We start from the raw sequence: 6,664 nt of genomic DNA, 5'->3' as shown, positions 1-6,664 counted from the left end.
CCCCCCCCCTGACCCCCTCCTCTGAAGAGGAGGGGGAAAGGAGGCTCAGTCCTTCAGGAAGTCGGGCAGGCCCGCCGGGCCGCTGTCACGCTCGCGGCCGCCGCGGTCACCGCCGCGTCCGCCACGATCGCCGCCGCGCCCACGGTCGCCGCCGCCGCGGGGGCCGCGACGATCGCCGCGATCACCACGGTCGCCGCCGCTGCGCGGCTCGCGCGGTTCGCGGGGCGGACGGGTGTCTTCCAGCTCTTCGCCGGTTTCCTGGTCAACGACGCGCATCGACAGGCGGACCTTGCCGCGCTGGTCGATCTCGAGCACCTTGACCTTCACTTCCATGCCTTCGGAGACGACATCGGTGGGCTTTTCGACCCGCTCGTTGCGCATTTCCGAGACGTGGACGAGACCGTCCTTGCCGCCCATGAAGTTCACGAAGGCGCCGAAATCGACGATGTTGACGACCTTGCCGTTGTAGATCTTGCCGACTTCGGCTTCCTCGACGATGCCGAGGATCCACTTCTTCGCCGCTTCGATCTCGTCGAGGTTGCTGGACGAGATCTTGATCACGCCTTCATCGTCGATGTCGACCTTGGCGCCGGTTTCGGCGACGATCTCGCGGATCACCTTGCCGCCCGTGCCGATGACGTCGCGGATCTTCGACTTGTCGATCTGGATCGTCTCGATGCGCGGCGCGTGCTTGCTGACTTCGGTGCGGGCGGTGCCGAGCGCCTTGGTCATTTCGCCGAGGATGTGCATCCGGCCAGCCTTCGCCTGCTCGAGCGCCTTGGCCATGATCTCCTGCGTGATGCCGGCGATCTTGATGTCCATCTGCATCGTGGTGATGCCTTCGGCGGTCCCGGCGACCTTGAAGTCCATGTCGCCGAGGTGGTCTTCATCGCCCAGGATGTCCGACAGGACGGCGAATTCGTCACCTTCGAGGATCAGGCCCATGGCAATGCCGCTGACGGGCGCCTTCACCGGCACGCCTGCGTCCATCATCGACAGACAGCCGCCGCACACCGTCGCCATCGAGGACGAGCCGTTGGACTCGGTGATGTCGGACAGGACGCGGATGGTGTAGGGGAAGTCCTCCTTCGAGGGCAGCACCGGGTTCAGCGCGCGCCAGGCGAGCTTGCCGTGGCCGACTTCGCGGCGACCCGGCGCGCCGAAGCGGCCCACTTCACCGACCGAATAGGGCGGGAAGTTGTAGTGCAGCATGAAGCTCGAGTAGCTGAGGCCTTCGAGCCCGTCGATCATCTGCTCGGAATCCTTGGTGCCGAGCGTGGTGGTGCAGATCGCCTGGGTCTCGCCGCGGGTGAACAGCGACGAGCCATGCGTGCGCGGCAGGAAGCCGACGATGGCTTCGATCGGGCGGACCTGATCGAGCTTGCGGCCATCGATGCGGCTGCCTTCCTTGAGGATGGCGGTGCGCACGATGTCGGCTTCCACCTTCTTCATGGTCTTGATCGCGACCATCTGGGTCTGCGGGGTTTCGTCCGCAAACGCCGCCTTGGCCTTGGCCCGCGCCTCGTTCAGCGCGTTCGAGCGCGCCGACTTGTCGGTGAGCTTGTAGGCAGCGGCGATGTCCGCGCCGACCAGTTCCTTGAGCTTGGCCTTGATGTCGGCGGTGTTGTCGCTGACGTCGATGTCCCACGGGTCCTTGGCGGCCTGCTCGGCCAGCTCGACGATCGCGCCGATCACCTTGCGGATCTCGTCATGCGCGAACATCACCGCGCCGAGCATTTCGTCCTCGGTCAGTTCCTTGGCCTCGGATTCGACCATCATCACGGCCTTGTCGGTCGCGGCGACCACGAGGTCGAGGCGGCCTTCGGCGAGCGCCTTGTCCTGCTTGGGGTTGAGGACATATTCGCCGTCGACATAGCCGACGCGCGCGGCGCCGATCGGGCCCATGAAGGGCACGCCCGAGATGGTGAGCGCCGCCGAGGCCGCGATCATCGCGACGATATCGGCCTCGGTCTCGCCGTCGAACGACAGGACCTGCGCGATCACGTTGATTTCGTTGTAGAAACCTTCGGGGAACAGCGGGCGGATCGGACGGTCGATCAGGCGGGAAACAAGCGTTTCCTTCTCGGTCGCGCCGCGTTCACGCTTGAAGAAGCCGCCCGGGATGCGCCCGGCGGCAGAGAACTTTTCCTGGTAGTGGACGGTGAGCGGGAAGAAGTCCTGCCCTTCCTTGACCGACTTGGCGGCAGTCACGGCGCACAGAACCACGGTTTCGCCATAGGTGGCCAGAACGGCGCCATCGGCCTGACGGGCAATACGCCCGGTTTCCAGAGTGAGGGTCTTTCCGCCCCACTCCAGCGATACGGTTTTCGTGTCGAACATTGGTTTTCCTTCTGACCCGCGCGGCCGCATTGCCGGGCGGGGCCTCATGTGCCGGGGAAGAAACCGTCCCGGTCCGGTGCGGGGCGCTGGTTTGGCCCCAAGGCAGCGGGCCGGATGCCCGCTAGCCCCAAATGCGAGAAAGGCGGCCCATCGAGCCGCCTTCCTGCGAAACTCTTATTTGCGCAGACCCAGCTTCTGGATCAGGGCGTTGTAGCGCTCGACATCCTTCTTCTTGAGGTAGGCGAGCAGCGTGCGGCGCTTGTTGACCATCATCAGCAGGCCGCGGCGCGAGTGGTTGTCCTTGTGGTGATCCTTGAAGTGCTCGGTGAGGTTGCGGATGCGCTCGGTGAGGATCGCGACCTGGACTTCCGGGCTGCCGGTGTCCTTGGGATCACGGGCGTTGGACGAGATGATTTCCTGCTTCTTTTCGGCGGTCACCGACATGTGTGTTCTCTCTTACTCAGCGACATCGGGAAGGTTGAAACCCCTGACGACCGTGGCCGTCCCATCCGTGACCTGCATCAGCGCAACGGGAACAGAGCCCAGCTTCGCCAGATAGAGCCCGGATGACAGGGGCATGCCAGACAGCACCCGGCCCTGTCGGACCGCCTGCGCGCTTGTCTGGTCGAGTGCGAGGGCCGGGATGTCGTCCAGCCCCGCCTCCAGCGGCAGGAGGAGGTGTTCAAGGCCTGCGCCCTTAGCCGCTTCCTCCAGTTTGTCCAGCGAAATCGCCTGTTCCTGCCGGAAGGGCCCGGCCTTGATGCGCCTGAGGTAGGTGACATGGCCGCAGGTGCCCAGCGCATGGGCAATGTCGCGGGCGAGGGAGCGGATGTAGGTGCCCTTGGAGACATGCACCCGCAAAGTCGCATACTGCTCGCTTGCATCAAACTCGCCGACAAAACCTTCCGCGACATACTCCCAGCCGTAGATCGTGACCTTGCGAGACTGCAGCGCCACCTCCTCGTCGCGCCGGGCGAGATCGTAAGCGCGCGCGCCATCGACCTTGAGCGCCGAATAGGCGGGCGGAATCTGCTCGATCTCGCCAGTGAAACGTTCGGCCAGCACGGTCTCGACCGGCCCGAACCCCGGCTGCACGTCGGACTGCGCAATCACGGCGCCCTCCGTATCGAGCGTGTCGGTCTCCCGCCCGAACTGCACGGTGAACTCGTAGATCTTGCTCGCATCCAGCATCCGCCCGGCAAGCTTGGTCGCCTCCCCCAAGGCAATCGGCAGCACGCCCTCGGCCAGCGGATCGAGCGTCCCGCCGTGGCCGACTTTGGTTTTCGCATAGCCGTTCTGGCGCAGCACGCGCTTCACCGCGCTCACGCCTTGCGTGCTGCCCATCCCGCGCGGCTTGTCGAGGATCAGCCAGCCCGAGAGCGGCGCGGGCACCTGCCCGCTCACCGCGCCAGCCCGCCCGCGATCCACTCGGCGAGCGCGAGGTAGCGCTCCTCCAGCCACATCACCGGCGGAAGGACGGTGTGCTCGACGAGGGTGAAGCCGGGGAAGGCCCAGGTTGACGCGATCAGCGCCACCAGCAGCAGCATCCCCACCTGCTGCAACTTCTGCCACTGCGCCGCCATGCTGCGCGGCAGCAGCCCGCCGACAATGTGTGAGCCATCGAAGGGCGGGATCGGCAGGAGATTGAAGAGCGCGAGGAAGATATTGATGAGGATGAAGGTCGTCAGCATCGTGCCCGCAATGCTCGCCGCGAAGGTGCCCTGCCCGACGCCAGAGCCCGCCAGCACGCCGAGCAGCACCGCGCCTACCAGCGCGAGCAGCAGGTTCGTCCCCGGCCCCGCCGCCGCCACCGCCATCATCCCGAAACGCGGGTTATCGAGCCGCCGCGCGTTGACGGGCACGGGCTTGGCCCAGCCGAAGATCGGCCCGCCGAGCAGCGCAAGCGCGCCGGGCACCAGCAGCGTGCCCACCGTATCCACATGGCGCAGCGGATTAAGGCTGAGCCGCCGCTGTTCGCGCGCGGTGGGATCGCCCAGCGCCGACGCCATGAGGCCGTGTGCGACCTCGTGGAAGACGATGGCGATGATCAGGCATGGCACAAGGATCGCCGCGTAGAAAAGCGTTTCGGTCATGCCGCGCTAGATAGGAAGCCTGCGGTCAGCCCGCCAGCGCCGCGGAAAAATGCCTGCGGCACAGCGCGACATAGCGGTCGTTGCCGCCGATTTCGGTCTGCGCCTCCTGCCTGACCGCTTGCCCCTCGGCATCGACGCGCAGGTTCATGGTCGCCTTGCGCCCGCAGTGACACACCGCCTTCAATTCCACCAGCGCGTCCGCGATCCCCAGCAGCACCGCCGAGCCCGGGAACAGCGCGCCCTGGAAATCGGTCCTGAGGCCATAGCACAGCACCGGAATCCCGCCCTCGTCCGCGAGCCGGGCGAGCTGCCAGACCTGATCGGGGGTCAGGAACTGCGCCTCGTCGACCAGCACGCAATCGAGCGGCTCCACCTTGTGCGCGGCGTTGATTGTTGACCACAGGTCGGTTGCAGGGGTGAAGCGTTGCGCCTCGCTCTCGAGCCCGATGCGGCTGCGCACCATCCCTGCCGAGCGGCTGTCGAGCGCGGCGGTCCACAGCATGGTGCGCATCCCCCGCTCGCGATAATTGAAATCGGCCTGCAACAGGTGCGAGGATTTGCCGGCGTTCATGCTGGCGTAGTAGAAGTAGAGCTTGGCCATCGCGGCTGCCTATCGCTTTGCCGCGCTACGGGCGAGCGCGATGTGAACCTTTTGCGCAAGTCATGCGTATCGGAGATGGTATGAACCCCGCCCGCCCCATCCCCCGTCTGCTTCTGCTCCCGCTGCTGGCCGCATTCGCGCTGGCCAACACCGCCAGCACGCCGCAGCGCTACACGCTCGATGCCTCGGCGAGCAATGTTTCGGCCAAGGTTCCCTTCTTTGGCCTCGCCAGCAAGACCGCGCGCTTCCCCCGGATGGAAGGGCTGGTGACGATCGTGCCCGGCGCGCCCGAGAAGGCGGTGATCGACGTGACCTTCGATGCGACCGCGATCGAGGCGCCCGACAGCGTCACGCTCGCCCGGCTACGCGGCGAGAAGTTCTTCTGGGTGGAGAAATACCCCACGATCCGCTTCACCGGCCGCTCGCTGAAGCTGGCGAGCGCGACCAAGGGCACGGTGTCGGGCGATCTGACCGCGCGCGGGGTGACGAAGCCCGCGACGCTCAGCGTGACCTTCGATGCCGATCCGGTGCGAAATGCCGGCAAGCCCATCAGCTTCACCGGCACCACCACCATCGACCGACGGCAGTTCGGAATGAAGTCCTACCAGCTGATCGTCGGCAACAAGGTCGACATCACGCTGAAGGCGCGGATGCTGCCGCGCTAACTAACCTCGTCATTGCGAGAAGCGCAGCGACGAAGCAACCCATGGACTGACCTTGCGGCCTTGGCGACGGCGGGTCATGGATTGCCGCGCCTTCGGCTCGCAATGACGAGGGTTATTCCTCATCCTCAAGATCGCGCGCCACCTTGGGATCGCGCAGCAAAGCCTCGATCCGGTCCGCTTCGGCGAAGCTCTCGTCCTTGCGGAAGCGGAGCTTGGGGGCAAACTTGAGGCCGAGCCGCTGGGCGACCTCGCGCTGAAGGAAGGCGGTGTTCTGTCTGAGGGCGTGGACGATGTCGTCATCCCCTGCGCCGAGCAAGGGCTTCACGTAAGCCGTCGCGTTGCGCAGATCGGGGCTCATGCGCACCTCGGTCACCGCAATGTGCGATGCGCTCACCACATCGTCATGCACCTCGCCGCGCGCGAGCAGTTCCGACAGGATATGCCGCACCCGCTCGCCCACCTTGAGGACGCGGACCGATTGCTGCTCGGCGGTGAAGGGTTGCCTGGCCATCAGCGCTCGAGCCCCGTGACTTCCGGCGTAGGCTTTGCCGTGGGGATCGCGGTCGAAGTGGCGCGGGCGTGGATCGTGCCGTCCTCCCCGCGCAACTCGCCCTCGAGGAACACCACCCGCTGGCCCGCTTTGACCACCCGGCCCGTGCCGATGATCGTTGCGCCTTCGGGTATCAGGCGGATGAGGCTCATCGAAATCTCGAGGTTGAGCGGCGCCATGACGCCGCCGGTGGCCGCGACATAGGCATAGCCCATCACGTCATCGAGATAGCCCGCGACCAGGCCCCCCTGCACGCCCCCGCGCCAGGTGCACATCTCGCGCTTGACGGTGAAGCGCATGGTGACGGTCTGGGTCGCCTCGTCGAAGCTGACGAACTCGCTGCCGAGCAACGCCGTGTGGGGGGATTGGGCCCAGGAGCCCTCGCCCGGTTCATACTCCGCCATGGCGTGCTTCC

The 6,664-nt window shown here is 66.0% G+C and carries 8 protein-coding genes; 1 reads left to right on the top strand and 7 read right to left on the bottom strand.

Annotated elements, in window-relative coordinates:
* Positions 1–45 precede the first annotated feature (45 nt).
* The 5 genes from pnp to AX692_RS06560 form a co-directional block, all read right to left on the bottom strand.
* The gene (gene pnp, locus AX692_RS06580) at positions 46–2,340 is read right to left on the bottom strand and encodes a polyribonucleotide nucleotidyltransferase (RefSeq protein ID WP_073977144.1); all 2,295 of its coding nucleotides are present in this window, start codon (positions 2,338–2,340) and stop codon (positions 46–48) included.
* 174 nt (positions 2,341–2,514) lie between these two features.
* Positions 2,515–2,784, bottom strand: coding sequence for a 30S ribosomal protein S15 (gene rpsO / locus AX692_RS06575; RefSeq protein ID WP_067403000.1), 270 nt, complete (start codon positions 2,782–2,784; stop codon positions 2,515–2,517).
* A 12-nt stretch (positions 2,785–2,796) separates the two neighbouring features.
* Complete coding sequence (gene truB, locus AX692_RS06570; RefSeq protein ID WP_269135704.1) at positions 2,797–3,768, bottom strand: tRNA pseudouridine(55) synthase TruB; 972 nt, start codon at positions 3,766–3,768, stop codon at positions 2,797–2,799.
* On the bottom strand, positions 3,741–4,433 hold the full coding sequence (locus AX692_RS06565; protein ID WP_073977143.1) for a site-2 protease family protein: 693 nt from the start codon (positions 4,431–4,433) through the stop codon (positions 3,741–3,743). The genes truB and AX692_RS06565 overlap by 28 nt, the downstream gene beginning before the upstream one ends.
* Positions 4,434–4,458: 25 nt before the next feature.
* On the bottom strand, positions 4,459–5,034 hold the full coding sequence (locus AX692_RS06560; protein ID WP_073977142.1) for a thymidine kinase: 576 nt from the start codon (positions 5,032–5,034) through the stop codon (positions 4,459–4,461).
* 80 nt (positions 5,035–5,114) lie between these two features.
* Between AX692_RS06560 and AX692_RS06555 the strand changes: the two genes are divergently transcribed.
* Complete coding sequence (locus AX692_RS06555; RefSeq protein WP_073977141.1) at positions 5,115–5,699, top strand: YceI family protein; 585 nt, start codon at positions 5,115–5,117, stop codon at positions 5,697–5,699.
* A gap of 112 nt (positions 5,700–5,811) precedes the next feature.
* Here the strand turns inward: AX692_RS06555 and rbfA are convergent, their stop codons facing one another.
* Both rbfA and AX692_RS06545 read right to left on the bottom strand, forming a co-directional pair.
* A complete protein-coding gene (gene rbfA / locus AX692_RS06550; protein WP_073973327.1) occupies positions 5,812–6,210 on the bottom strand; it encodes a 30S ribosome-binding factor RbfA in 399 nt (132 codons plus the stop codon).
* Positions 6,210–6,653 carry a PaaI family thioesterase gene (locus AX692_RS06545; RefSeq protein ID WP_073973326.1) on the bottom strand — a complete coding sequence of 148 codons (444 nt, stop codon included), beginning with the start codon at positions 6,651–6,653 and terminating at the stop codon, positions 6,210–6,212. The genes rbfA and AX692_RS06545 overlap by 1 nt, the downstream gene beginning before the upstream one ends.
* Positions 6,654–6,664: the final 11 nt, after the last annotated feature.

Source organism: Erythrobacter donghaensis (assembly GCF_001557325.1).
Taxonomy (GTDB): Bacteria; Pseudomonadota; Alphaproteobacteria; order Sphingomonadales; family Sphingomonadaceae; genus Erythrobacter; species Erythrobacter donghaensis_B.
This window is presented reverse-complemented; position numbering and strand designations above follow the sequence as displayed.